Raw genomic sequence first — 22,525 nt, 5'->3', positions numbered from 1 at the left:
AGTTACTCTTTATATCTCAAAGAGATACTTTTATAGCAAAGAAATTGAGTTGCTGACAGAATCTTGTCAACAAGAAGACGGCAAAATCATACTAGAAACAAATAGTTTGACTATGGATTACTCCTTTGAGTGTAAGAAAAAATAAAACAGGCAGAAAGCTGCCTGTTTGACACCAATTAAAACCCTAAGTTTTGTAACCACTTGTTTAACAAGGCCTCTCGTTTCTCAGCGGTAAAGCGATCGTATTTTCCTAAATTTAAATGGGCTGAAATTTCACCGTCATTCATAAACAAAATTCTTTCAGAGCAAAGGGCCACTTTTGGATCATGGGTGACGAGAAGCAAAGTTGTTCCTTCAGAATTGATTTGTGAAAAAATATCCATGACTTCCTTTGTCGTGCTTGAATTAAGAGCACCTGTGGGCTCATCGGCAAAAAGAATGTTTGGTTCATTCATAAGAGCTCGACAGATAGAGGCTCTTTGGAGCTGTCCTCCTGATACTTCTGATAAATATCTATCAGCTAAATGATCAATATCAAGTTTCCCCATTAAATATTTCGCTCGTTCATTGATTTCTTTTCTCGGCATTTTCTTCGCTAAGTAAGCTGCAGCAATGATGTTATCAAATAGAGTGAGGTTTTTTAGTAAGTGGCTGTGTTGAAAGACGAATCCCATCTCTGATAAGCGCAAAGCTGTTAACTGTTTGTCTGTCATTTCTGATAGCAGTTGACCTTTATATTTGATTTCCCCTCTGGAGGATGTCTCTATACCGCTAAGTTGATAAAGCAAAGAGGTTTTTCCACATCCTGAAGGTCCCATAATGGTGACAAATTCTCCACGTTTAATGGTTAAGTGAATATTTCTAAGAATGGTCTGTTTTTGTCCTTTTAATGAATCAATTTGTAAAGACAATTGTTTCGCTTCAATTAATTGTTCCATGTGAAACATCTCCTTATGAAAGTGTATGACGGCTGATTTTACTAGAAAAAAAGGACTTCAATAACCACGAGATGACAGTTAAATTCACCATAAACAGCAGGAGAGGATACACGATCCAAACCCATTTCGGGGCTAACCACTGAAGGCTGGATGCTCCTAATGATGCGCCGCCTGCACTCATCAACGCCGGACCAATAGTATGAACAGCGATTGCTCCAATGAAGGCACCAATAGAGAGAACGACGATAAAACTTGTTAAGTATTGATAGGTTAAATCTTTTTGAGAAAAACCAATCGTCCTTAACAAGTGAGTACGATTTAAATCTTTCGCCCTTAACATGTGCAGAAACATCATTAACATGAGGCTGGCTGTTCCAAAAGCTGCGATGGTTGAAAATAATGCAATCACTTTTACTAGAGATGCGGTGCTTCCTATTGTTTGATGCACATATTCTTTCATATCTGTCACTTTTGCAGGAGACATATTTGTTTCAAGTGCTGCTTTTTTCCCTGCCATATCTATTCCTTGTTTTAATTGTATTTGAATGGTTTTCCAAAGGGATGAATGAGGAAAAGGCTGAGATAATGATTTAGCTGTTTTCCCTCCGTTGGTGACGTCTTGATAAATGCCGGTAACCATTTTTTGAACTTGCTGTCCATTTGTGGCGAGAGTGACTTTTTCGCCTATCTTTTTCTGAAGTGAGTCAGCACTCAACACCGATAAAGCAATCTCTTCCTCCTTCAACGGTTCTCGTCCTTGTAAATAGGTGAGAGGGAATGCTGATAGATCACCTGTTTCTAAATAGAGCGTTTCTAATGTATTCTCCATTGATTTGGCTTGTAGAGAAGTGGTTTCATAGACGGCAGATGTTTGAATGTCTTGGTCTAAGCTAATCATAGACGCTATTTTATTTGTACTTTTCTCTAAATGATTTCCCTGCCGAATATCAATTCGAAGGTCACTTTTTCCTGAGCCAAGATATGTGACGAAATCTGGTGATTGTAATGTGTACCATAACTGAATCGGCATTAACATTAAAAATGTACAAAGCGCAATAATACAGGTAATTGTTGAATACATCTTTATTCGCGAGAACAGATCTTTCAAACCAAACCAAAAATTGACTGGGAGGAATCTGTTTTTCTGGAGGTGCATAGGAATTTGTTTTTTACGGCTTGGTGAGCTTATGCCGCCTTGAATGGCTTGAGCGGCTGATATTTGACCAAATCTCCTTAGGACAGTATAGCTGAATGAGATGACGATCATTGCCGTCAAAATTGATACCAAAAGCGGGATCACCTGATGAATAAAAGAGAGGCGATTCCCCATATATTGCTGAATATTGGCTGTAAACAAATCACCAAACATGAGTGTCATCAAATATCCTGCTATACATCCTATACAGGCAAGCACAGCATACTTCCCAACGTATAATTGTTTGATTTTTGATAAAGGGATTCCTAGTACTTTTAAGATTCCAATTTCACGTTCATCCTCTTCTATAGCGGCCGTCATAGCGAGACGAAGAGAGAGGAGGGAAATGCTAATGAGCAGAAAGCAGACAAGAAGGAGAATGGCGATCACCATACCATCTGTTAGGGCATTCAGCATGCGAAGCAGGGATAATGTGACAGCAGGGCCCTGTTGTGGCAGCTCAGAAGATTGATAGAGTGTTTGAAAAGCATCTGCTTGACTAGCATCATGCAATAAGAATTCAATTAAGTACTCCTTTTTTTGAAACACTTGATTCAGTGTCGCCCAGTCCGCATCATGCAGAAGAAATCTCTTTGAACTGACAAGACTTGGATTCATTTGGACATCTCGTAAGAATGTTTTGATTTGAAAAGAGAATTGATGAGAGCCTTTTGTAATGAGTAACCTTTCGCCAATCTTTAAATGGTATTTTTGTTGAAAATAAATAGGGACTGCTACTTCTCCTTTATTTACAGTGAGCTTTTCATTTCGTTCGTTTAAAAGAAAATCAAAATAGCGATTTTGTTTTACAAATAAATGATCCATCACACCCGCTTGAGCAGGCTCCTGCCCGAACTTGATGCTGACGTGTTCGATCGGAATCATTGGAACAATTTGATGTGCCTTTACCATCGACTGTTTACTTGAAAATATATCGACCGCTTTTTCATCTAAGCTGCCATCGTGCATTTGGACAAAGTCTGGTGCTTTGGCTGATTGGAGTAGATCAGAAATGGAACCATTCAGCTGGACCGTCATTTGCGCAGCGCTTGTTGCTAAAAATGATGTCATCATGATGCAAAGGGTTAAGCCGATTGAAATGAGACGGTGGCGGGTTAGGTCTTTCTTGATAAACGTCAATCTCATGAGGCTGATTCTCCTTCATGTCGAAGCATATTTTTTGTAAGGAAGGCAAGTGCAAACATCAAGGCACTGACGATTAACACGGTCACATACATGCTGGCGGAAAAAGTGTTGAACAAGAACCCATACATCATTTGACCGAGCGGTGCAGCACATTGAGAGACCATTGTTAGATTGGCCATGACTTTTCCTAATTGAGCATTGGGTGTTTTCTTTTGCACATGTGAGATGACAACGATCGAAATCATGGTGAGCAACATGGCAATTGGGAGACACCCTGCTAAAAAGAGAAAATAGGCTGGAAATGTACCAAATTGAAGAGCCATCTTGGATGTTGAAAAAGCAACAGGCAGCAAAATGACTGCGATGACGAGCAGCCAGCGATACAAAGTAGGAATTCGCCAATGTTTCGCTACAAGCCCAACTAGCAGCGCGCCTGCGATGACGGCAAACTCAATGATGCCCATTCCTATTCCATACATGATGTCACTGCTTTTCATTGTGACCCTTAAAATAATGGGACCTCCAACGATAAAAAATGGTGTGAGGATGAAATTTAGCAGCGCTGCAAGCAGCATGGCTCTTTTTAAAAATGGCTGGCTTCCGATATAGGAAAATCCTTGTTTCATATCTTTCAAGAGTACTTTGGTCATCGGTTCTGCGAGTGGGCTAGGTGAGAAAGAGATATTTAACCGTAAAAGCATGCATGCTGATAGAAAAAATACAATGCTGCTAGCGCCTATGATGACCTGGCTCCCAATGAGTCCGTATAAAACGCCGCCAATGATAGGAGCGACAACACCTGAAAGGGCCTGCACGCCATTCACGATGCCATTCGCTTGTTCTAATTTTTCTTCTTTCACTAGCTGAGGAATACTGGACATCACAGCAGGAGCATAAAACGTACTCATGACACCAAGGAGAATCATGACGGCTCCAATCATATAAAGCGAATCATGACCTGAAAATAACCAGAAATAAAAAGCCAGAATCATAATGCCAGTAAGAACATCAAATAAAATCATCAAATTTCTTCTGTTAAACCGGTCAGCCATTGCTCCTGCTAATGGCGAAAGGAGGAGCGGGATATTGGATAAAGCGAAAAGCAGAGCATATAAATCAACGCGATGTGTCATATCCAAGACGTGTAAAGATAGAACAAAACGAATCAAGGAAGACCCGAAAACGGAAATAATTTGCCCGAGAACGAGATAGATAAAATGGGTGGAGCCATTTTTGGCTGATAACGACATGAAAATCACTCTCCTTTTAGACCGACCGTCAGTCTATAATGTATGCAGGATTGGTATCGAAGTGACCAATCACTGATTATTGTCTTCCGGTTCTCCAGTTAAACGTTGGAGAAGGAAGGAGAAACTTCCTTTTTCTGCATGTAATGAGGCTTCAAGGATTGCGATAAATGCTAGAGCTCGTTGTATGCTTTCCGCTGTGGTCCATTGGAAAAGTCCCTCATCAAAGATAACCTGTGCAGAAGCGAGGAGAAATTCGACAGTTTCTTGTGGGTAATCCGTTTGAAATATCCCTTCTTCTACCCCTTGCTGAATGACTTCTGCTAAAACGGGTGATAGCTCTGTAATGGCTTTGATCAAGCTTTTTTGATGCATCTCTGCATTAGCAGGCTGATGAAATTGTTCGATCATGCCTTCTTTATGGCTGCCCTGTTTAGGAGATTGTGCCATGATGATGCGAAATAATTTATCGACCACTGAGATATCTGGATCAGCGGCAATACGCTTTGCCTCGATGATATCTGCCTTTATGATCCGGTCAATGATTGCATCCATCACTTCTTCTTTGGAAGTAAAGTAATAATAGAATGTGCCTTTTGCAATGCCAACGGCTTTGAGGATGTCAATAATTGTGGTTTGCTGATAGCCTTTGGTTGAAAAAAGCTTCTCTGCTGCATTTAAGATGTCATTTTTGCGTTCCTCAGGATGTTTAACGGTTCTCATAAAGCCATCCTTTCTTTTGACTAGACTGTCGGTCGGTCCCTTGATTTGATTAAACACTTTTTGGCGTATCTTTGTCAACGGCTGTTTTTTTCAGCTTTGCATTTATTGTGCAATGACACTATGATACATTGAATGAAAACCCCTTCAGGAGAGATGCTGAATGCAATTTTTAACCAGTGAATTGGCGCAAGAGATGGTTGAACGTACGATGCATATTTTACATCAAAACATCAATGTCATGAATGCGGATGGTGTCATTATTGGGTCTGGTGAACGAAAAAGGATTGGACAAAAACATGATGGAGCACGTCTAGTGCTGTCAAGCGGAGATAGTGTGGAGATTGATCAGGAGACATCCCACCGCTTAAAAGGCGTGAGGCCTGGAATCAATCTGCCTATTTGCTTTCGGGAACAAGTTGTTGGTGTCATTGGGATTACAGGTGAGCCAGAGGACATTCGTCATCATGCCGAGCTGGTGAAAATGGCAGCTGAGCTCGTATTAGAGCAGTCTTTTCTACTTGAACGCTTCCAGTGGCGGCAGCGAATAGAGAGTGAAATTGTGAATCAGCTCATCTCCGAGTCTGACATGGGTGATCATCAGCTGAAGCACCGTGCTGACTGGCTTGGAATGGATTTAGACAAGCGACGAATGGCTATTGTTTTTCAGCCGATTCCATCATCCGAGGATACGGTACACAAAATGATGCATGCCATTCAATACGATAAGAATGCGGATGATTTACTAGGCATGACCTTCCGTCATGAATTGATCCTGTTAAGACAGCCGATATGTGACCATCAATTCAAGCATGTGATGAAACAGCTACAACAAACAATGGCAGGTGCAGTTGATGGACAAGTGCTCGTGGGTGTAGGAACTGTCGCTGAGGATATGAGTCAATTACCGTTGTCCTTTCAGCATGCGAGAGAGGCCCTGCGGTTAGGAAAGGTGCTCCATCCAGAGGAAAGCATATATGTCTTTGAATCTTATCAGCTTGAAAGCTTGTTTATAAAAGCGAGAGCCGCCAAAGAGGGCAAACGGTGGAGTGATTTTTATCATCCGCTGATACAAGAAACGGAGCTCGTTCAAACGTTAAAGGTTTACATTGAAGAGGGCGGGGACTTACAAAGAATCGTTGATCGTCTATTTATTCACCGCAATACACTACGATATCGTTTAGATAAAATCCAGGCATTGACCGGAAAAGATCCTCGTCATGTGAAACAGTTGATGGAGCTGTACATAGCACAATTGGACCATCAACTGTCTTAATTGTGCATTTGCACAACTGGATAAAGAAATAAATAAAAGAAGTTCATCTAGATTCACAACTCGATCCCTATGAGTAAACGCTTACAATTAAGAAAAGACAATCAGGAGGGATGGAGTATGGGTGGAGATGTGACAGTAAGTACATTGGGCGCATTGACTGCGCTTGTGATCGCTATTGTTCTCATTCTAAAAAAAGTATCACCTGCTTATGGCATGCTGGCAGGCGCATTTATTGGCGGTTTGGTTGGCGGTATAGATGTTGTGCAGACCGTGAACGTCATGATGGAAGGTGCAAAGGACATGATTCCGGCTGTTCTTCGAATCATGGCGGCAGGTGTACTGGCAGGGGTTTTAATTGAGTCGGGTGCTGCGTTATCTATTGCGGAGGCCATCGTGAAAAAACTTGGAGAGGCGAGGGCACTTTTAGCACTCGCACTTGCAACAATGATTTTAACAACGGTGGGTGTTTTTGTAGATGTTGCAGTCATTACAGTAGCACCAATCGCACTTGCCATTGCTAAGCGTGCAAAACTTTCTAAAACGGGGATTTTACTTGCGATGATTGGAGGAGGGAAGGCGGGGAATATCATGTCACCGAATCCGAATGCCATTGCAGCCTCTGATGCCTTTGGTGTACCGCTCACTTCTCTGATGGCGGCAGGTGTCATACCGGCTATTTTCGGGATAGCCGTCACGTATGTATTAGCCAAAAAGCTTGCGAATAAAGGGACACCTGTTTTGGAAGAGGGAGCAGACCAAGGCGAGGTTCAAGTACCTGGTTTTCTACAAGCGCTTGTAGGCCCGCTTGTGACCATTCTCTTGTTAGCCTTAAGACCGTTGTTTCAAATAAATATTGATCCGATGATTGCCTTACCAATAGGAGGAATTGTTGGCGCTCTTTTCATGAAAAAAGGGAAGTTTCTCAATGATTATGCGATGTCAGGGCTGCATAAAATGTCAGGTGTAGCGATCATGTTACTAGGGACAGGCACATTAGCTGGAATTGTATCGAATTCTTCCATGAAAGAGGTATTTATTCAAGCGCTTGACGCTTCGGGATTACCTCCTTACTTGCTTGCACCAACGTCTGGAATTTTTATGTCGGCGGCCACAGCTTCAACAACTGCAGGGACGGCAGTTGCAAGTGGTGTATTTAGCGGAACTCTTATTGGTCTTGGTGTATCTGCCCTTTCAGGCGCAGCTATGATTCACGCTGGCGCAACTGTTCTCGATCATATGCCGCACGGAAGCTTTTTCCATGCAACGGCGGGAAGTGTTCAAATGGATATAAAAGAACGGTTGAAATTAATGCCCTTTGAATCGTTAATTGGTTTGACATTAACCGTTGTATCGACCATTATCTTTGGTATTTTCCAGCTGTTCGGCTGAGGATTTAATGAGAAACGAGGGGTTTTTGGATGAAGATTGTGATCGCACCAGATTCATTTAAAGAAAGTTTATCTGCTTATGAGACAGCATGTGCCATTGAACGAGGATTTCGCTCTATTTTGCCACACGCAGAATATATGAAAATCCCAATGGCAGATGGAGGAGAAGGCACAGTTCAATCGTTAGTGGATGCGACAGGCGGGAAAATTGTCCAGCAAGTGGTCACGGGCCCGCTTGGCAAACCTGTGGATGCCTTTTTTGGTATGTTGGGAGATGGGCAGACAGCTGTCATAGAGATGGCAGCAGCATCAGGATTACATCTTGTTCCGCCAGAAAAACGGAACCCCTTATTCACGACGTCTAGAGGGACAGGAGAATTAATGCTTGCAGCGCTGGATAAAGGTGCGAAGCATTTAATCATTGGGCTTGGCGGAAGCGCAACAAATGATGGTGGCGTTGGCATGATGCAAGGTTTAGGTGCTTCTTTTCTCGATAAAGCAGGCCAAGACCTCACGCCGGGCGGTGGATCACTGAATCAATTAGCTTCTATTGATCTATCTCGACTGGATCCAAGATTGCAATCAGTCCGTCTGGAAGTGGCGTGTGATGTGGATAATCCTTTAACGGGTGAAAGAGGAGCGTCTGCTGTGTTCGGTCCTCAAAAGGGAGCAGATACAGAAATGGTTCAACTGTTGGACAAGAATTTATCTCATTTTGCACAAGTGGCTAAGCAGCAGCTTCATGTCTCCTTTGGGGATGCGGCAGGTGCAGGAGCGGCAGGAGGACTGGGCGCGAGTTTATTAGGCTTTTTACAGGCTGATCTGCAAAAGGGAATCGATATTGTACTGAAAGCCGTACATTTTGCTGACGTACTAAAGGACGCTGACCTAGTCATTACAGGGGAAGGTCGGATTGATCAGCAAACCATTTACGGCAAAACGCCAATCGGTGTAGCCAAAGCTGCGAAACAATATGGACTCCCTGTCATTGGCATCGCTGGGTCCCTCTCAAAAGACAGTGCAGTCGTACATGATCATGGCATTGATGCACTTTTTAGTATTGTCCCTGGCGTCACGACTCTGGCTGAAGCCATGCATGACGCTAGTGTGCATGTAGAGAGAACAGCAAGGAATATTGCGGCTGTCATGAAATTTGGAAGAGATAAGTAAATGATGAAAAATGTTTCCTTTTCTATCACATTCCTTTCTATAGAAATGTGGTAAAATGGTTCTAAATGAAAAAGAAAGTTGGAGGAAACACAAATGTCTAATCTACCGAATTGTCCATCGTGCAGTTCAACCTATACATACGAGGATGGCAGCATGCTTATTTGTCCAGAATGTGCGCATGAATGGTCGCTAGAACAAGAACAAGCGGAAGAGGAGCAGCTTGTTGTCAAAGATGCGAATGGAAATCTATTAAGTGATGGTGACACGGTCACTGTGATCAAAGATTTAAAAGTCAAAGGTTCTTCTTCGGTTTTAAAAATAGGAACGAAGGTCAAAGGGATTCGTTTAGTCGAAGGCGATCATAACATTGATTGTAAAATTCCTAGTTTTGGCGCGATGAAGTTAAAATCGGAGTTTGTGAAGAAAGTATAATGATAAAGAAATGTTCTTCTCATAATTAGAATTTGGTCATGACAAGCTTACTATAAACGCTGAAGAAGAATGATGTATATGATTGTTGTTAACGTATAAAGAACACCTAAATTGTCAAAGGGATTCAATTCCTTTACTCATTAGGTGTTTTATATTTTTTATTAAGCTTTTATTTTTGAAGGTCAGTTATCGATGGGGTGGTAGAAGTGGAATTTGGATATTTCAAAAAAACTGTTATGAAAAAAACGACTAAATGCATCCCTATTATCAATAAAGAAGGTGTCCCCATTGGATTCATAAAAAGATTTTATAAAAATAAAGCTGAGAGAATTTTGGATCATATATTTGATGAGTTTTTTGTGAATGTTGAGGTTATGGATGCAAATTTGAATACTGTTGTAAAAGCTACAGAAAATATATCCTTCAGATCCATGTACCGCTCAAATTGGAGCATAGAATGTAAGGAGAAAGGAAGGTTGATATTCGAAGATCAAACTAAAATCAAAACAAATCCAACGATGCGTTTCATCATCAATGATACTACCTATTATCTAAAGAAAGGTTTCGCAGATAAACGTGTTAGATTGGAAGACTCAAAGCAGACCATCGCTGACATTACATACGATAAAATAATACCACCTGCAACAGTCAGTATTGAAAAAAGACAAGGTGACCTAACTCTACATCTTATCGCTTGCCTCTATTATATCTTTATGTTGAGGGAGTAGCTGAAGTTAATATATTTTATCATACTTAAAGAATTTGAAAATATACTATTTGTGATTTAGGTTTTAATTCCTATAAAATTTAGGGAAGTCCCTTTCGTGCAATAAGATCTTATTAAAATGATTACCTTAACCTCACCTTAAAAAAGGCAGATGATTCTCTAAATTTTGCCTAATCCCCTTCACAACTTTTGGGCATTGCTGTACCATATGGAAGTGTTCTTCTATTTTTGACGGATCATGGTGTTTATCAGGAAATAGATGATAGATGATACTTAGACAAAGAAGGAGAGGTAACGTGACGAACGTTTTAGAACTGCAAAATGTATCTAGGCATATTCGCGGGAAAAAGATTGTTCAAGACTTGAGTTTCTCTGTCCAAGCGGGCGAAGTCTTTGGCTTCTTAGGGCCGAATGGCGCAGGAAAAACGACAACCATTCGCATGATGGTCGGTCTTTCTCCCATTACATCCGGTGACATTCTGATTAATGGTCATAGTATTCAAACTTCATATCAGCATGCCATCCAAGATGTCGGTGCAATTATTGAAAATCCAGAAATGTATAATCATTTAACGGCAAGACAAAACCTTGTTCATTTTGCCAGAATGAATGGAAAAGTGGATGAAGGTCGAATTGATGAACTGCTAGAACTAGTTAGTTTGCAGCATGTGAAACATAAGCGTGTCCGTACGTTTTCATTAGGAATGAAGCAGCGTTTGGGGATTGCTCAGGCATTGATACATAAACCGAAACTGCTAATCTTAGATGAGCCGACCAATGGACTAGATCCAGAGGGAATTCGTATGATACGAGATTACTTGAGAAGGCTGGCAAAGGAAGAAGGGCTTGCTGTCATTGTTTCAAGTCACCTCATGTCAGAAATGGAATTGATGTGTGATCGTTTCGCCATTATCCAAAAAGGAAAGCTGATTGCGATTGAGGATCAGCGTGCGGAGACGAAGCAGGATGATTTGGTCAATTATCGAATGAAAGTAGCATCAAGTGAGCTTGAAGAAGCTCAAAAGCTCATTGAAGCATTTGAGGAAGGCATCACAGTTAGAGAAGAGGAGCAGTACTTATTCTTCTCCATCCTAGAAGAGAAAATGCCACAATTGATTCGTCATTTGAGCGAGGCTTCTATTCATTTGTACGAAATCAAAATAGAAAAACAAACCTTAGAAGATAAGTTCTTAAGCTTAACAGGTAAAAAGGAGGCAGACGTATGATTCGCCTCATTCAAAACGAGTGGATGAAAATCAGTTATCGTGTGGGTACTTGGATTATGGTTGGGCTTCTTGTTTTAGGTATGATTGCGACGTTGATTTTTGCTGTTAAGACAAATGACGGAGATCAAGCATCCGGTGATTGGAAAACTGAGTTGCAAGAAATCAATAAAGCAAAGAAGCAAGAATTGAAAGAGGATAATATAAGTTTTTATAAGAGATCCCTTGAAACCGATATAGCGATCAATGAGTATCGAATCAAACATGATTTACCTCCAGCCGACCAATTCGGTAAAAATGCATGGACTTATGTGAAAACAAATGCTAATTTGCTTCAGCTGGTCGGTGTATTTGTGATTATTATTGCAGCCACAATTGTTTCGGCTGAATATAAGCATGGTACAATTAAATTATTACTGATTCGTCCGCCATCCAGGTTGAAGGTTCTTTTGTCTAAATACTTTACCGTTCAACTATATTCACTTTTCTTGATCGCTGTCCTATTTATCTTATCCTTTATCTTAGGTGCGATATTCTTTGGACTAAATAATGATTATGTGTATTTGGCTTATCAAAATGGTGAAGTCATTGAACGGTCTCAGTTTGCAAATATGGTCTCTTATTATTTGGCGCATTGTGCTATGTTTGTTGTATTAGGGACACTTTCTTTTGCCATCTCAACGGTGTTTAGAAGTGAGGCCATTTCCATAGCGATTAGTGTATTAGCCTATGTTGTGGGAGCATCCATCACAAGCATTTTGATGTTCTTCTTTGATTGGGCGAAATATTTATTGTTTGCCAACGATCCTGCACAGTATTTCGCAGAAACACCTACTTTTATCGAAGACATGTCCCTAGGTTTCTCACTAACGGTCCTAGTCATTTATTGGGCCATCTTCTTGGCGGTTGCTTTAATCGTCTTCCAAAAGCGAGAAGTAAAAACAGGTTAATTTAACTTTTTAGGAGGTTTCTATCAATGATTAAGCGTAAAGGTGAAAAAATTATGGGGATTATCAGTATTGTCCTCAACGTAATTGGTGTTGGTTTTGGGGCATTGATGCTCTCTGTGGACCCAGCAGTTTATGAAGAAATGAATGAAGTGTTAAAAGAGGAAGGCAGTGCCTTGCCAGTTGAAACACTTGAGGCATCGGTTCATGCCTTTGGCGTTCAGTTTATGGTTGTTTCCGCAATTGCGGCTGTCTTAGCCCTTGTTGGTGTGATTGTTTTGAAAACAGACCGCCGTGCCGTGCTTTCTGGTATTCTTTTCTTGGTTTCGGCTGTGACTCTTTTAATTGGAACTGTTGGTCTTGCTTTCGTTCCGATGATCTTGTTGCTAATCGTTGGATTGATGTCACTGATTAGAAAACCGAAAACAGACATTCACACAAGTGAATATCCTTCATAATCAAAGAAAAAGACATGCGCTGGTTTGCGCATGTCTTTCTTTTTATATGATGCCAATCAGTTTGGCGACGATGAGTAAAACGATACTGAACCCCCACATCCAAAAGAAGGAGTAGCGGATATGTTTCCCCATATCGACCCCTGCAAGACCGATGGCAAGCCATACAGCAGGTGCAAGGGGGCTGACAAAGGTGCCGATGATATTTCCAATCATCATGGCGTATGCCGCAGATGTCCCTGACACACCAACCTCTGATGTAATCGATTCAACAATCGGCAAGAGTGCATAATAATAGGCATCCGTACTTGTCAGCATATCAAGCGGAACCCCAAATATCCCCACAATGATATGTAAAAATGGCAGTAAGAAAGCTGGCAAAATGTGAATACTGTCCACTGCAATCGCCTTCAGCATGCCCGTTCCTTCAAGAATTCCTAAAAAAGAACCTGCGGAGAAAATAACAGCCGCCATCATTAGTGCACTTGGAGCATGTGCCTTAATTCGCTCCATTTGTACACTCACATTCGGATAGTTCACCAAAAGTGCTAGTGAAAGACCAATCATAAACATATAACTAGCAGGAATCACATTTAGCACGAGAAGGACAACAACAGCTAAAAATAGAATAAAGTTGACCCAGATTAAGTGATAACGCTTTAAAGACGCATCGCCTGTTTCGCTGATTGATTGAATGGCACGATCCCAATCAGCGCCTTCTAATTGAACCGCAGCTACTTCATTTGCTGCAACTTTCACCCGAATCCGTTTTTCTTCTCTCTTTCCTAAAATGAATGCCATTCCTAGTATGAGTACAACCCCGATCAACTGAATGGGAATGAGCGGTACCCACAGTTCAGATGGGTCCATATTAAGGACACTCGCTGCCCGTCCTGTGGGACCGGCCCAAGGCACCATATTGGTTAATCCAGCACTTGTCCCGATTAACAATAGCAATAAATAAGGACTCATATGTAATTTTTTATAAAGTGGAAGTAGTGCAGGTACAGTTAATAAAAAGGTTGTAGCGCCTGCTCCGTCTAAGTGTGCGATGACTCCAATCAAGGCAGTTCCCATCGCAACTGTGACAACATTCCCTTTTGTCAGCTTGATTAACGCTTTAATTACAGGTTCAAAGAACCCTGTATCTTGTAAAATGCCAAAAAATAAAATGGCGAAGATAAACATGGTCGCCACTGGCAAAACTTTGATAATCCCTTGTTCAAAGAAAGTTTGAATGTCATTGATACCAAATCCCGCGATGAGCGCTCCTATTAAAGGCACCATGACCATGGCGACAATTGGGCTTGCTTTCCCCCAAATCAGCAAAACAACAATCGTTAAAATAATCAACAATCCAACAAACGTTAACATAAGCCCCTCCCCCTACAATAAACCGTTTACATTTGTTTGTTTTTTTACCAATGCAATCCCACATTTGCATTGAAAAAAAGAGTATCAAAAATATGAGTATTAGGCAACCGCTTTCATACCTATACAATGGTAAAAAAGGATGGCGGGGCCAATCATGGTGCGGTGTTCAATATGTCAAAAAATTTAGATAAAAAATAATACTTCTATTGATAATCTACTGCCAGGAGAAATTCTATAGGTATTTAGATTCAACAAAAAGTAAAAAGCGCCCTTTGGATGGACGCTTCTTTCACACTATTTTTTCAAAATAACGTATTCGTAAGGATTCAGTTGTAACCGTTGAGATGTATGCTGTCCAGTCAGCATATTTTCATAGCTTTCCGATGAATCTAGTGAAATGTTCTGTTGCTGTTCTGTAAAATTCATCATAAACACAAAGTCCTGCGATCCATCTGTTCGTTTCTGGACACTGACTCCCTCTGGAATTGAAGAGGAGAGGATCGGTTGTATGCCTATTCCTGTGATGAGATCTTCGTAAAAATCATCATAAAACGCTTGCTCATTTTCAGAAGCCATATAGTATGCTTTCCCTTTGCCAAATGGACGAACAGTAAGGGCGGGCTGTCCTTCATAGCAGCCATTCTCAAAATGCCCTAACACAGAGGCTGTTTCAGGATGAATGGACTCACAATATTGCCCGACATGATAGGTGCGACCATTTCCTGTGGTCATTAAGACGTGTTCATCTGGCATCAATGTGTTGATTTCCTCTGCCCAAATACCAAGTACATGGCGGAGAGGACCGGGGAAACCACCAAGGAAACAGAGGTCGTTTTCATCGACCATGCCGCTCCAGTATGTTGCCACAAAAATGCCGCCCTCTTTGACAAATGCTTCGATCTTTTCTGCCACACCTGGTTTGATCATGTAAAGCATTGGCCCCACGAGCACTCGATAGGATGAGAAATCCTTTTCCATCCCGACAATATCAACAGGGATGCCCTTTTTCCAGAAGCTTCGATAATGAGTTTGACAAGCCTCTACATAGCGTTTGTTGGTATTATTTAAGCCCTGCGCATCATCAATCGCCCAATGGTTTTCCCAATCATATATGATGGCGACTTCTGGTTGAACGGATGTACCCGCAATCGGCTGAAGCTGCTCCAGCTGTTTTCCTAAATCAGCGACTTCTTGAAACACACGCGTGTGTTCATGTCCTGAATGATCCACAACGGCTCCGTGGAATTTTTCAGAGGCGCCCCGGCCTTGCCTCCACTGGAAATAAAGGACGGAGTCGGACCCATGGGCAATCGCCTGCATGGCAGAGAGGTGTGCCATTCCTTTATGTTTCACCTTATTCACTTCATGCCAGTTCACGAGGCTTGGTGTGCTTTCCATCACGAGAAACGGCTGACCGCCCTTTAATGAACGATACAAATCGTGAACGAAGGCGACGTTTGACGCTAATTCTGCAGTGGTTTCTCTGCCGCTATGCCATGCTGGATAGCTATCCCATGAGATCACGTCGACTTCTTTTGCAAATTGATGATAATCCAGTCCAAGGAATGGACGCATATGCGGATAGTCGCCCATAAAATTGGTGGTTACTGGCACATGAGGTGTTAATTCTCTCAGCGGTTCAATTTCATTTTGATAAAAATTGATCGTTTGCGCTGTGACAAAACGCTTCCAATCTAGGTTCATGCCATGAATCATGTGCTCGCCATGAGGGGCTGGTGACTCGATTTGCGACCAATCGGTAAAGGTGTGGCTCCAAAATCCCGTCCACCATGCTTGATTCAAAGCTTCAAGGTCATGGTTGTATTTGTCTTTCAAATAGTCTCTAAATGCTTCTTGGCAAAGATCACAATGACATTCACCGCCGTATTCATTTGAAATGTGCCACATGATTAGCGCTGGATGATCCTTGTAGCGTTCAGCGAGCAAACGATTGAGTGTATTCGTTTTTTCTCGATAAACTGGTGAGGTAAAGCAATGATTATGGCGAAGTCCGTGTAAGTTGCGCTGGCGGTTTGCTTCAACGCGTAAGACTTCTGGATATGTTTGCGAGAGCCAAGCAGGTCTTGCTCCGCTTGGCGTGGCGAGAATGGCGTGAGCTCCCTGCGCTGCCAAGCGGTCCATGATATCATCCAGCCAGGCAAAATCATATTCCCCTTCTTTTGGCTCGAGCTTGCTCCAAGCGAAAATATTGATAGAGAATGTTTGACAGTGTGCAAGCTTCATTAATCGAAAATCTTCGTCAATGATCTCCGGCATATGGAGCCATTGATCAGGATTATAGTCGCCACCATGCAAAAAGCCTTTCACATTTGGGTGAACGAGTGGGTAACGCTTTCCCATTTTGTCACGTCCTATCTGTTTAATTACGGTGTCATTTGTTTAAATACATCAAGAGAAGGCAGGGCTTTTCCGTTGAAATCAAACATGGCCTGATTTTCCCAAGCATTCCCGACTGTCCCGGTTGTTTGAATATAAGCGAGCCCGTATTGACTAGACCACGGAGCACCTTTTGCTGGAATCCAAAGCGGCTCCCAATAAAAGAACCCTTTCCCGCGATTGTTTTTTACTTGTGAAATTTTTTCTGATAGATCTCGTATAAAAGATGCCTGCCCTTGTGGTGATGCTGGATAACCGGCTGTATTGACTGAATCTTGGTTAAATGAGTTATCGAGGTTGTCACCATTTGCTGTTGTAAAGCCGTAGGCGGTTTCTACCACGATGACATCTTTGTTATAGCGGGCGCTAATATCATTCATGTTGTTAGTAAGACCGCTAAATCCCCCGTCCCAATACGGGTAGTAAGATAAACCGATCGTATCGAACGAAACGCCTCGTTTGGTGATTTCATCAAACCACCAGCGAGATGCACCATTGTCCCCTCCATGTGCAAGATGAAGCATGACTTTGATGTTTGAATCGACAGAGCGGACAGCATTTGTTCCCGCTTTTAGCAAAGCAGCGAGCCGGTCAAATTCACCGCCGCCTTCACCCCAGCTCTTTCCGTTGGGCCAAAGCATACCTGAATTCAATTCATTCCCGACCTGTACCATATTTGGCAGGGCGTTTTGTGCTTTCATCGCTTTGAGCACATCGTTTGTGTAAGTGCCAACCGCTTTCTCTAAATCGCTTTGGGAGAGATTGGTCCAAGCTTTCGGTTTGAACTGTTTACCGGGATCGGTCCAGAAATCACTGTAGTGAAAATCAAGCAGCACTTTCATGTTTTGTGCTTTTGCACGTTTCGATAGAGCAATGGCGGTATTTAAATCGTTAGTCCCGCCGTTATAGGCACGGCCTTGGTTGTCGTATGGATGGTTCCAGAGTCTGATGCGCACATAGTTGACACCTTTCTCTTTTAATAGCTTGAGCGGATCAACCTGCTGCCAGTTTTGGTTGTAGTATTTGCCGCCGCTTCGCTCCACTTCTGCGAGCATGGAGATATCGGCTCCTTTGATGAAATCACCTTGCAATCCATTGATCGGTTTCACCGAAATCGTATCAGCCTTTGCTTCAGGCAGAATACCTAACCCCATCAGAAAGAAAACGACAACAGTGACAAGCAACCATTTCTTCATCAAATCTCCCCTTATCCTTTTGTCCCGCCTTGTGTGAGGCCGGATACAAATTGTTTTTGTAAAACAAGAAACAATAAAGCAACTGGAATCGCAATGAGTAAAGCCCCGGCTGCAAAGGTCGTGTAGCTGGCACCCATTTTGTCTGATACAAGATTGTATAGACCGATTGGGAGCGTATACATTTCGGGTGAGCGGACAATGACACTGGAGATGATGAAATCACCCAGCGGTCCTGTAAATGAGTTGATGGCAACAACGGCTAAAATCGGCTTGGCAAGCGGCATAATAATTTGGATGAAAATCCGGAAATGCCCTGCGCCATCCATTCTGGCTGATTCATCGAGATCCTTTGGAATCGCATCAAGATAACCTTTCATTAAATACGTATTCATCGGGATTTGTCCGCCTGCATAAATCAAAATCAATGCGAGGTGGCTGTTAATGAGTCCAAGCATTTGAGCCAATACAAAAATGGCAATTAGCGCTGAAAATTGAGGAATCATTTGCAGCAGCAAAAAGAGCATCAGTCCATTCTTGCGTCCTTTGAATCGGAACCTAGAAAAGGCATAACCTGTAAAGCTAACAAGGATCAACGTTAAGAGCATAGTCGCAATACTGATTTTCATTGAGTTCCAATACCATTTTGCATAAAGTGCTCCCTGACCGAAGAAGAGTTCTGTAAAGTGGCTGAACGTTGGATTCTTCGGAAACATGCTTGTGCTCATCAGGCTGTTCCCGGGATTAAAGGAAGCACCGATCGTCCAAAGGAGTGGATATAGAATACAAACGGAGGCAATGAAAAGGATGAAATAAGTGATACTCAGGCGAATGAGCTTATTTTGTTTTGATCCCATATCACATCATGTCCTCCTCTTTAAATGAATTCGTTCTCTTAAACTGCCAAAGTGCAATGGCAATGACGAAGATTGACAGTAAGATCGTAACAGCGGCAGCGAGTGCATATTGAGAAGATTGCATCGTCAGTTTGTAAATCCAAGACACCAAGATGTCTGTGCCCCCAGCAGTTGAGCCAGCCACAGGCGGTCCTCCGCCATTAAATAAGTAGATGATATTAAAGTTGTTAAAGTTAAACGTATATTGCGTGATTAATATAGGTGCAATTGAATAGAGGACAAGCGGTAATGTAATGGAACGGAATTTCTGAAAGAAGTTTGCCCCATCAATGGTTGCAGCCTCGTATAAATCTTCAGGAATGGCCTGCAAAACGCCAGTTGTCATAATGAACACAAAAGGAAAACCAAGCCAAGTCTGCATCGCAATAAGAGCGATTTTGCTCCAAAATGGATCTGTCAGCCATGGTTTTGGATCAATTCCAATCGATGCAAAAAGGGTATTGTTAATCGCACCAAACGTGTCGTTAAACAATCCAGCAAACACCAAAATGGTCACAAATCCTGGAACAGCCCACGGCAGAATCAAAATCGTTCTGAAAAACCGTTTTCCTTTTAAATCTTTTTGATTGAGCAGAACCGCTAGGAAAATGCCGACAGCACATTGAAGGGTCGATGCAGCCAACGTCCATACGACCGTCCAGCCTAGTACATCAATGAATGTGTCTCTCCAAATATCGATTGAAAAGATATTTTGAAAGTTTTTGATGCCTACCCAATCAATGAGATTGGCAGGAGGCGAGTGGTATAAATCATAGTTTGTAAAGGCCAGCGCAAAGCTGAACATAATAGGAAAGACAACAGAGAATAGAAGTAAAAAGAAAGCAGGAGTGCTCATTAAATAAGGAAAGCCTTGGTCGATGAGCTGATGGTATTGAGCACGGATGGAATGAAGCGGAACCCCTTGGTCACGTTTCTTTCCGTTCATAAATGCATCTCGTATCATGAGTACATAAAAACCGATGCCAAATCCAGCTGTTAAAAGTGCAATAATTCCTTTTGCTAAAAGGAAAACAGAGTTGTCACGAGGCAGCATCGTACCAAGTGTGAACAGCCCCCAGAAGCCAATATTGAATAAATCATAAAACACTACTAGAAAAGAAACGCCAAACAGGAAAAAGAGTGCCCCTTTGCCATACTGTTTGTTGTATATTTGCCCCATCCCGGGTATAAGAGAGAACATTAGCGCCCGTCTCTGGTGTGTCTTTGATTCCACTATGTGTGTGCGGTCTAGTTCAAGGTTACCCGTCACGTCTAACACCTACTTCATATGAAATTAGATCAAGTGCAGGCAGCATGATAGATGAACAGCTACCTGCGCTTGATGTTTATTTGGAGTGATTCGCTTTAATTTGCGAGTCGATTTGTTTGACCGCATCATCAAATGCCTTTTTCACATCGGTACGGCCGGTCGCAATCAGTCCTAATGCACTGTCAATCGGCTTCCACACCTCTGCCATTTCTGGATTGTTCGGTGTCAGCGTGGCATATTTCGTTTGCTTTGAAACAGCATCCGCATTAGCGTTTTCAGTAATCACTGGGTCTTTCATCAGCTTTTTCACTGGTGGAATTTCCTCTGTGACTTCAAAGCGCTTTTTCGAATTTTTTTCGTTCGTGATAAACTCAACAAATTTCTCGGCAAGTTCTTTATTTTTAGAATAAGAGGAGACGTTGTAGCTCTTTACACCTAAGAACGAGCTCATATGTTTTCCGTTAGGGAGTGTTGGCAGTTCCGTCACGCCATAGTCGATACCCGCTTCTTTATAAGGACCAAATGACCATGGACCAGAAATCACAGCCGCTGCCTTTTTCTCAGTGAATAAGGAATTGAGGACATTGATTCCTTGCTCACCAATGATGCCTTTCGGGAAAAGTCCTTCGCTAAAGAATGTCTGAATGTATTTTCCGCCTTCGATGGCACCATCGTTATTAAGACCAATATCATTGACGTCATAAGACCCATCGTTTTTCTGTTTGAAAATATAGCCGCCTGAACCGCCTAATACACTTTGTGCGTAATAAATTTCATCCCACTTCGCAACAAAACCGTATTTCCCGTCCTTTGTCAGCTTTTTCGAAAGGTCATACCAGCCATCGAGTGTCGTTGGTGCCTTTTTCACAAGGTCTTTGTTATAGAAAAGCACAGTGGTTTCAACGGATTTTGGCAGGCCATACAGCTTGCCATCTACCGTTTGTGATTGAATCGATTCGTCTGTGAAGGAATTGATTACTTTTTGATCTGGTTTGATTTCTTGTAACAATCCCTCTGTGACAGCTGATCCAATTTGGTCGTGAGGCATGGTGATGACATCTGGACCAGTGCCGGCTGCACCATCAAGACGAAGCGCTTCAATTTGGTCGGCATATGCTTTTTCGACTACTTTGACTTTCACGTCGTTTTGTTTTTCAAATTCTTTGACAGCGTCTTGAATCCCATCAGACTTTTTGACATCCTCCCACACTAGCAAGGTCTTTGTACCTGTAGATGCCGGCTGTGTACCGCTTGAATTGTCATCTCCTGGTCCGCATGCTGACAGTAGCAGCACAGCAGTACCAACGACTGCCGATAATGTCGCCCATTTTCCCTTTTTCATTCGTAATCCCCTCTCGTTCTTTTTTCACAGATGATAAGAAAACGCTTTCTTAATGTGAGAATATCAACTTGAGTAAAAAAAGTAAACACATTTTATTAAATTTATTAAGTAAAATTTTTTACTGAAATAAAGAGAAAAGAAGCCCACCATATACGGCAGGCCTTCCAGCTGTTTATATCGTGCTTTTCCGAAAGACAGGTTCTGAGGCAATCAGCACGGTTTTTGGTAATGTTCTGCCATCAACAAGTCTTTCTAAAAGTAAATCGACAGCTGTTTCGCAAAGTAAAGAGGTATGGATGTGATAAGTTGTGAGCGGTGGTGACACATATTGAGAGACGTGAATATCGTTGATACTAAAGACACTCACTCGATTTGGTAAAGAAAAACCACGTTCATTTAATGCTTGTAAACAGCCTATCGCAAGAGGATCACTTGCGACACAAAAAGCGGTTGGCAGGTGATCACCGAGCTCGTCGATCGCCTTCATCATCAATGAATAGCCTTCATCTACAGAGAAGTGGTGACCGATATAGACCAATTGCTCATCCAGTTTGTTGTGTGCTGTCATGTACTGGCGGAAGGTCGTTTCACGAATATCTGGAATACGCCTATTTGTATTGAGATCAAGATCTGTCCCGCCAATAAATCCGATGGATGTGTGCTGTTTTTCGATAAAAGAATCAATAATCTTTTCTACAATTCGTTTCAGGTTTGGTTTCACAGAATCAAAGCGGTCTTCATCTGGTGATGTATCAATAAAGACGATGTGTTTTGTGATCGCATATAATTGATCAAGCTCAGTTTTTTTAAATCGACCGATGGCGATGATGCCTTCTGTAGAAGGATCAATCGAATGAAGACCATCAGATGGATTGTAAGCGGTAACATTTAAGCTTCGGGTATTGGTGAGTTCCTCGATGCCTAGACGAATGGATTTAAAATAAATATCTTCAAGCTCTTCTTTTTCGGTCATCCAATAGAGAAAGGCAATTTTTTTTAGTGAATGTTTGAATGTCTTTTTTTGATAGGACAAAGCTTCTGCTGCCGCATATACTCTCTCACGTGTTTGATCCGTAACCGATAGGTTGGGATCTTGGTTCAATACGCGAGACACAGTGGCGATGGATAATCCGGCTTTTTCCGCAATGTCCTTTATTTTAGCTGCCAAGTCAGCACCTCCTATAGAAAA

At 42.0% G+C, this 22,525-nt stretch carries 19 protein-coding genes; 8 read left to right on the top strand and 11 right to left on the bottom strand.

Features of this window, described 5'->3' with window-relative positions; all coding sequences use genetic code 11:
- Positions 1-176 precede the first annotated feature (176 nt).
- The 4 genes from ACNO7B_RS18370 to ACNO7B_RS18355 form a co-directional block, all read right to left on the bottom strand.
- The gene (locus tag ACNO7B_RS18370) at positions 177-938 is read right to left on the bottom strand and encodes an ABC transporter ATP-binding protein (protein WP_417901807.1); all 762 of its coding nucleotides are present in this window, start codon (positions 936-938) and stop codon (positions 177-179) included.
- Between the two features lie 13 nt (positions 939-951).
- Positions 952-3,279: an FtsX-like permease family protein gene (locus ACNO7B_RS18365; RefSeq protein ID WP_417901806.1), complete on the bottom strand. Its 2,328-nt coding sequence runs from the start codon at positions 3,277-3,279 to the stop codon at positions 952-954.
- Positions 3,276-4,529 carry an MFS transporter gene (locus ACNO7B_RS18360; protein ID WP_017359926.1) on the bottom strand — a complete coding sequence of 418 codons (1,254 nt, stop codon included), beginning with the start codon at positions 4,527-4,529 and terminating at the stop codon, positions 3,276-3,278. Before ACNO7B_RS18360 ends, ACNO7B_RS18365 begins: the two co-directional genes overlap by 4 nt.
- A gap of 69 nt (positions 4,530-4,598) precedes the next feature.
- Positions 4,599-5,249, bottom strand: a complete 651-nt coding sequence (locus tag ACNO7B_RS18355; RefSeq protein ID WP_008347371.1) for a TetR/AcrR family transcriptional regulator — start codon at positions 5,247-5,249, stop codon at positions 4,599-4,601.
- Positions 5,250-5,409: 160 nt separating this feature from the next.
- On the opposite strand from ACNO7B_RS18355, the gene ACNO7B_RS18350 reads away from it, so the two are divergent.
- The 8 genes from ACNO7B_RS18350 (at position 5,410) to ACNO7B_RS18315 (ending at position 12,867) form a co-directional block, all read left to right on the top strand.
- Complete coding sequence (locus tag ACNO7B_RS18350; RefSeq protein WP_417901805.1) at positions 5,410-6,522, top strand: CdaR family transcriptional regulator; 1,113 nt, start codon at positions 5,410-5,412, stop codon at positions 6,520-6,522.
- 117 nt (positions 6,523-6,639) lie between these two features.
- Positions 6,640-7,911 carry a GntP family permease gene (locus ACNO7B_RS18345; RefSeq protein ID WP_417901804.1) on the top strand — a complete coding sequence of 424 codons (1,272 nt, stop codon included), beginning with the start codon at positions 6,640-6,642 and terminating at the stop codon, positions 7,909-7,911.
- A gap of 29 nt (positions 7,912-7,940) precedes the next feature.
- Complete coding sequence (locus tag ACNO7B_RS18340; RefSeq protein WP_417901803.1) at positions 7,941-9,080, top strand: glycerate kinase; 1,140 nt, start codon at positions 7,941-7,943, stop codon at positions 9,078-9,080.
- Between the two features lie 93 nt (positions 9,081-9,173).
- Entirely contained in the window at positions 9,174-9,512 is a 339-nt protein-coding gene (locus ACNO7B_RS18335; RefSeq protein ID WP_024720449.1) for a zinc ribbon domain-containing protein YjdM, read from the top strand.
- Positions 9,513-9,718: 206 nt separating this feature from the next.
- A complete protein-coding gene (locus ACNO7B_RS18330) occupies positions 9,719-10,240 on the top strand; it encodes a hypothetical protein (RefSeq protein ID WP_098680418.1) in 522 nt (173 codons plus the stop codon).
- 295 nt (positions 10,241-10,535) lie between these two features.
- Positions 10,536-11,465, top strand: a complete 930-nt coding sequence (locus tag ACNO7B_RS18325) for an ABC transporter ATP-binding protein (RefSeq protein WP_008347360.1) — start codon at positions 10,536-10,538, stop codon at positions 11,463-11,465.
- Positions 11,462-12,412, top strand: a complete 951-nt coding sequence (locus tag ACNO7B_RS18320) for an ABC transporter permease subunit (protein WP_048001206.1) — start codon at positions 11,462-11,464, stop codon at positions 12,410-12,412. Before ACNO7B_RS18325 ends, ACNO7B_RS18320 begins: the two co-directional genes overlap by 4 nt.
- Before the next feature lie 26 nt (positions 12,413-12,438).
- Positions 12,439-12,867, top strand: coding sequence for a DUF4064 domain-containing protein (locus ACNO7B_RS18315; protein ID WP_417901802.1), 429 nt, complete (start codon positions 12,439-12,441; stop codon positions 12,865-12,867).
- Between the two features lie 42 nt (positions 12,868-12,909).
- Here ACNO7B_RS18315 and ACNO7B_RS18310 read toward each other — a convergent pair whose 3' ends face one another.
- From ACNO7B_RS18310 to ACNO7B_RS18280, 7 genes are all read right to left on the bottom strand, one after another.
- On the bottom strand, positions 12,910-14,238 hold the full coding sequence (locus tag ACNO7B_RS18310; protein ID WP_417901801.1) for a CitMHS family transporter: 1,329 nt from the start codon (positions 14,236-14,238) through the stop codon (positions 12,910-12,912).
- Positions 14,239-14,532: 294 nt separating this feature from the next.
- Positions 14,533-16,599 carry a beta-galactosidase gene (locus ACNO7B_RS18305; RefSeq protein ID WP_417901800.1) on the bottom strand — a complete coding sequence of 689 codons (2,067 nt, stop codon included), beginning with the start codon at positions 16,597-16,599 and terminating at the stop codon, positions 14,533-14,535.
- Positions 16,600-16,622: 23 nt separating this feature from the next.
- Entirely contained in the window at positions 16,623-17,831 is a 1,209-nt protein-coding gene (locus ACNO7B_RS18300; RefSeq protein WP_025208263.1) for a glycoside hydrolase family 53 protein, read from the bottom strand.
- Positions 17,832-17,842: 11 nt separating this feature from the next.
- Complete coding sequence (locus ACNO7B_RS18295) at positions 17,843-18,685, bottom strand: sugar ABC transporter permease (protein WP_007497274.1); 843 nt, start codon at positions 18,683-18,685, stop codon at positions 17,843-17,845.
- Between the two features lies 1 nt (position 18,686).
- The gene (locus tag ACNO7B_RS18290) at positions 18,687-19,925 is read right to left on the bottom strand and encodes a carbohydrate ABC transporter permease (RefSeq protein ID WP_007497272.1); all 1,239 of its coding nucleotides are present in this window, start codon (positions 19,923-19,925) and stop codon (positions 18,687-18,689) included.
- Positions 19,926-20,070: 145 nt separating this feature from the next.
- On the bottom strand, positions 20,071-21,336 hold the full coding sequence (locus ACNO7B_RS18285) for an extracellular solute-binding protein (protein ID WP_008347347.1): 1,266 nt from the start codon (positions 21,334-21,336) through the stop codon (positions 20,071-20,073).
- Between the two features lie 172 nt (positions 21,337-21,508).
- Positions 21,509-22,504: a LacI family DNA-binding transcriptional regulator gene (locus ACNO7B_RS18280; RefSeq protein WP_060781579.1), complete on the bottom strand. Its 996-nt coding sequence runs from the start codon at positions 22,502-22,504 to the stop codon at positions 21,509-21,511.
- Positions 22,505-22,525: the final 21 nt, after the last annotated feature.

The sequence above is a fragment of the Bacillus sp. AK25 genome, assembly GCF_048270685.1.
GTDB lineage: Bacteria > Bacillota > Bacilli > Bacillales > Bacillaceae > Bacillus > Bacillus altitudinis.
The sequence above is the reverse complement of the archived record's forward strand: the minus strand, read 5'-3'. Positions and strand labels throughout refer to the sequence as shown.

Excerpts from the sequence above, each read along its gene's own strand:
- ACNO7B_RS18345 (WP_417901804.1), top strand. The coding sequence starts at position 6,640 with ATGGGTGGAGATGTGACAGTAAGTACATTGGGCGCATTGACTGCGCTT.
- ACNO7B_RS18355 (WP_008347371.1), bottom strand. The coding sequence starts at position 5,249 with ATGAGAACCGTTAAACATCCTGAGGAACGCAAAAATGACATCTTAAAT.
- ACNO7B_RS18290 (WP_007497272.1), bottom strand. The coding sequence starts at position 19,925 with ATGTTCTCTCTTATACCCGGGATGGGGCAAATATACAACAAACAGTAT.
- ACNO7B_RS18370 (WP_417901807.1), bottom strand. The coding sequence starts at position 938 with ATGGAACAATTAATTGAAGCGAAACAATTGTCTTTACAAATTGATTCA.
- ACNO7B_RS18365 (WP_417901806.1), bottom strand. The coding sequence starts at position 3,279 with ATGAGATTGACGTTTATCAAGAAAGACCTAACCCGCCACCGTCTCATT.
- ACNO7B_RS18360 (WP_017359926.1), bottom strand. The coding sequence starts at position 4,529 with ATGTCGTTATCAGCCAAAAATGGCTCCACCCATTTTATCTATCTCGTT.
- ACNO7B_RS18305 (WP_417901800.1), bottom strand. The coding sequence starts at position 16,599 with ATGGGAAAGCGTTACCCACTCGTTCACCCAAATGTGAAAGGCTTTTTG.
- ACNO7B_RS18340 (WP_417901803.1), top strand. The coding sequence starts at position 7,941 with ATGAAGATTGTGATCGCACCAGATTCATTTAAAGAAAGTTTATCTGCT.
- ACNO7B_RS18295 (WP_007497274.1), bottom strand. The coding sequence starts at position 18,685 with ATGGGATCAAAACAAAATAAGCTCATTCGCCTGAGTATCACTTATTTC.
- ACNO7B_RS18300 (WP_025208263.1), bottom strand. The coding sequence starts at position 17,831 with ATGAAGAAATGGTTGCTTGTCACTGTTGTCGTTTTCTTTCTGATGGGG.
- ACNO7B_RS18285 (WP_008347347.1), bottom strand. The coding sequence starts at position 21,336 with ATGAAAAAGGGAAAATGGGCGACATTATCGGCAGTCGTTGGTACTGCT.
- ACNO7B_RS18315 (WP_417901802.1), top strand. The coding sequence starts at position 12,439 with ATGATTAAGCGTAAAGGTGAAAAAATTATGGGGATTATCAGTATTGTC.
- ACNO7B_RS18350 (WP_417901805.1), top strand. The coding sequence starts at position 5,410 with ATGCAATTTTTAACCAGTGAATTGGCGCAAGAGATGGTTGAACGTACG.
- ACNO7B_RS18320 (WP_048001206.1), top strand. The coding sequence starts at position 11,462 with ATGATTCGCCTCATTCAAAACGAGTGGATGAAAATCAGTTATCGTGTG.
- ACNO7B_RS18335 (WP_024720449.1), top strand. The coding sequence starts at position 9,174 with ATGTCTAATCTACCGAATTGTCCATCGTGCAGTTCAACCTATACATAC.
- ACNO7B_RS18310 (WP_417901801.1), bottom strand. The coding sequence starts at position 14,238 with ATGTTAACGTTTGTTGGATTGTTGATTATTTTAACGATTGTTGTTTTG.